Here is a 3,900-nt window from a genome sequence, read left to right on the forward strand (position 1 = left end):
CTGTGTTTCCTTACTTCTGTTTAATTTTCAAAGACCAAATTTTTTATCGCCGCCTTGCGACAGCTTATTCAGTATATCACCTGAACTTTTCTTTGTCAACAACTTTTTTGAATCTTTTGAATTTTCTTAAATCCCTTAAATTCATACTTTGTTGTTTCCTCATCGCCACTCTCGCGACGACAAGGAATATCTTATCATAAATCCTAAACCCCTATACCAAAATATGTTTCACCATATTAGATTATATTATTTTTTTTCTCTTTCTCTTCATTTTTCTACATCATTCTCATGCTGATACACAAGGATGAGTATACTTAATATAATCATCCTGACCTTCAAAAAAATAAGGTTATTGATAACTTATAATTATCAATAACCTTTTACTTTCTATATCAAGTATTAAGTTTTACTATCTATTGAAGCTAAATATATTTAGTTCTGGCGGATTTTTTCCTAGGTGTAAATCTCTTAATAATTGTGCCCCAATTACATTATATATAATACCATTAGAGCCATATCCCATACAAAAATAATAATTTGGTAGATCATCGTATACTCCTATATATGGTAGGCTATCCTTGGTTTCTCCAAACAATCCACTGAACTTATATTCAATTTCAATATCTTTAATATTAGGAAACATATTTCTTAACTTGTCTTCTAAGATTTTATATTTTTCTTTAGCTACAGAATCCTCATTACATAAGTTAGATACTTTGCTTCGTTCTCCTCCCACCTCTAAATCTTCTCCCCCAATCATTACTCTATTATCCCCAGTTATTCTTAAGTAAGTGTACATCTTATTTGTATCCCTTATGATGCACTTATTATACCATCCGTTAAAATCTTTTATAGGCTTTGTCACAAGAGTAAAGCTTCTAGTAAATTTTGCAACATTTTTCTCTACATATTTTCTTGCCTCAAATCCTTGTGCAACTAATATTTTTTTAGCTCTTATTTTAAAACCATTTCTTGTAATCAAAACTTCTCCATCATTTTCTGAATAAGTATTTGTAATTTCCGTATTCTCATAGACAACAGCACCTTTTTTTACTGCGTAATCTATAAGCGCATGACTAAATCTATAAGGATTAATTCCTGCCGCTCCACTTCTTGAATAAATTGCTGCTTTCATAGGAAAAGAAAACTTATCTTTAGCTGTATTTTCATCTAAAAATTCTACATCAAATCCATATTGCTTTCTTAATTCAAATTCCTGTTCTAACATATATATGTCAGCAGTTTTATTTGTATAATATAAACATTGTCCAAGAATAAAATCACACTTGTCATCTAAATTATTTATTATATTCTCAATATCATATACAGCTTTATTACACAATTTAAAAGCCTTCACTGCATTATCTAAACCAACTAATCCTTTAAGCCCAATTAGATTATTATCTATTTCATACTGCAATATAGATGTGGACGCACTTGTACTTCCATATCCAATTATATTTTTTTCCACTACCGCTACCTTAATACCAGCTTCAGCAAAATAATAGGCGCATAAAGCTCCAGTTATACCTCCTCCAACTATTACCACATCATAATTTACATCTTCACTTAAATACGTATACTTATTAGGAATTCTGTTTATATTAGTCCAATATAAATCTCCAGAAACTAAGTTCACATCTCTTCCTCCTCGCTCATAACATTAATTATATACTTGATTATTATTTGTATTTATTAACAAACCTATGCCTACTCTTAAATGAATTTTTGTATTAGAATAATTACTTGTTTTTATTAATCATGGTATAATATATATATAATTGTAAATTTATGAAATAAAAAATAATTAAGTAGGTGAATTATTATGTTTAACTTTGCAAAAAGAAAACAGAATATTATTGAAAATAAACAAGTTAATGTAGAAAATCATAATACATATGAAGAAATCTTTACTATATTTGAAAACTTGAGTTTTGATATCCAGCAATTATTATGGATATCTGAAGATAGTATGAAAACCTTCGAAAAATTAGTTGATATTTCTAAACAAATAGCTACTTATAACCTACAAAACACTTCAAATGTACAAGAAATCAATGCAGGAATTAATGCATTTATGGAAATATCTCAAAAATTAAATAGTGAGATTATACAAGTTGAAAAAGATTCTATAAAGTCATTTGAAATATTGGATAAAAATAGACAAACTCTTTCTAATATCACTAATTACGTAATGGATTTAAATAAAGAGATTCATAATGCTGCTAAGAGTAATACTCAATTTCAACATTCATCGAAAAAAATATATAATTTTGTGGATTATATAAAGAAAATTTCAAGCCAAACTAATTTACTAGCTTTAAATGCCTCAATAGAAGCAGCTCGTGCTGGTGAAGCTGGAAAAGGATTTTCTGTAGTAGCCAATGAAATAAGAAAATTATCTGAAGAAACTGATGGTGCTGTATCAGAAATAGAGCAGATTGTTAAAGAAATTTTATCAGAAGTTGAAACCTCTAATAAAGCTATTGAAAATTCTGTAGCAGAAATTGATAATGTCAAAACAGTATCTATATCTGCGGCTAATGCTATTTCAGACGTTCAAAATATTGTGAAAAATACCAAAGACTCTATGAACAGCTTAAAAGATATTTCTAATACTCAAATGACAACATCAAATGAAATACAAAGTTCTTTAAACATGGTAGCAGTTGCTGTAGAAGAAACCAATAATGTAACAGAAGACTCTATTAAAATGATAGATATTCAAGAAGATAAAAACAGAGATGTATTAAAATTCTGCTCAGAACTAGCAAGTATGGCAGATAAAATTCAAAGTCATTCTGTTAAATTAAAAAAGGATAATGAAATAATATTTGGTATAAATCCTTTTACATCCCCTGAAAATATAAAAAAAATGTACATGCCTGTTTTAGAAAAAGTCTGTACTGATATAGGGTATAAAGCTAGAACTATTATTGTTAAAAGTTATGATGAATTGAGTAGAGGTATTCAAAGTGGAATAATTGATATAGGTTGGTTTTCTCCTTTTGCATATGTAACTGCTAATAAAAAATTAGGAATAATTCCTATAGTAACGCCTAAAGTTCATGGAAAAGCTACATATAATGGTTTTATAATTACAAATAAAAATAATGATATAACAAATATACAAGACTTGATAAATAAAAATTTTGGTTATGTAGATGCCAATAGTGCTTCAGGTTATCTTTATGCACGACACATATTTGAACAAAATGGTTTAAATCCAGATACTATATTTAATAAAGTATCCTTTATGGGAAGTCACGATAATGTTATAAAAGGAGTGTTATCAGGAGAAATTGATGGTGGAGCAACATATAATGAAGCTTTTGATAACGCCTCTAAGCTAGGTATTGATATTAGCCAATTAAATATCGTTGCTAAAACTGAAGATATTCCTAAAGATGCTCTAGCTACAAGTCCTAATTTTGATAAAGCTCTCTATGATAAATTAAAGGCAGCTTTCTTAGCATTTAAAAATAATAATAATTTAACTTCTCCTATAACTGGATTTATTGAAGCTACTGATGAAAGATATAATATTATTAGACAATTAGATAAATAAACTATAATGCTTCCTGAATAGGAAGCATTATTTTTACAAAAAAAATAAAAAAGCACTAAGCCTTTGCTTAGTGCTTTAAACTTACCCGGCAGCAACCTACTCTTCCACACCGTCTCCAGTGCAGTACCATCGGCGCTTTGAAGCTTAACCTTCGTGTTCGGTATGGGAACGGGTGTTACCTTCAAGCCATAACCACCAGATTGAAAGAATTTGTTCTCTCAAAATTGCACAGTGAATTTAATTATTTGATCAAGCCCTCGACCTATTAGTATTGGTCAGCTGAATGCATTACTGCACTTACACCTCCAACCTATCAACCTGGTAGTCTTCCA

Annotated in this window: 2 protein-coding genes and 2 rRNA genes; 1 reads left to right on the forward strand and 3 read right to left on the reverse strand. The window is 29.1% G+C overall.

The window, feature by feature from the left end:
* Positions 1 to 409: 409 nt before the first annotated feature.
* Entirely contained in the window at positions 410 to 1,639 is a 1,230-nt protein-coding gene (locus tag OXH55_RS19775; RefSeq protein WP_268051875.1) for an NAD(P)/FAD-dependent oxidoreductase, read from the reverse strand.
* A gap of 186 nt (positions 1,640 to 1,825) precedes the next feature.
* Between OXH55_RS19775 and phnD the strand changes: the two genes are divergently transcribed.
* Positions 1,826 to 3,568 (forward strand): phosphate/phosphite/phosphonate ABC transporter substrate-binding protein, encoded by a 1,743-nt coding sequence (gene phnD / locus OXH55_RS19780; RefSeq protein WP_268051876.1) that lies wholly within the window; start codon positions 1,826 to 1,828, stop codon positions 3,566 to 3,568.
* A gap of 83 nt (positions 3,569 to 3,651) precedes the next feature.
* Here the strand turns inward: phnD and rrf are convergent.
* A 5S ribosomal RNA gene (gene rrf, locus OXH55_RS19785) occupies positions 3,652 to 3,768 on the reverse strand.
* Between the two features lie 45 nt (positions 3,769 to 3,813).
* Positions 3,814 to 3,900 (reverse strand): 23S ribosomal RNA (locus tag OXH55_RS19790); the annotation flags it as partial.

The sequence above is a fragment of the Clostridium ganghwense genome (assembly GCF_026735165.1).
Classification (GTDB): domain Bacteria; phylum Bacillota; class Clostridia; order Clostridiales; family Clostridiaceae; genus Clostridium_H; species Clostridium_H ganghwense.

Excerpts from the sequence above, each read along its gene's own strand:
- phnD (WP_268051876.1), top strand. The coding sequence starts at position 1,826 with ATGTTTAACTTTGCAAAAAGAAAACAGAATATTATTGAAAATAAACAA.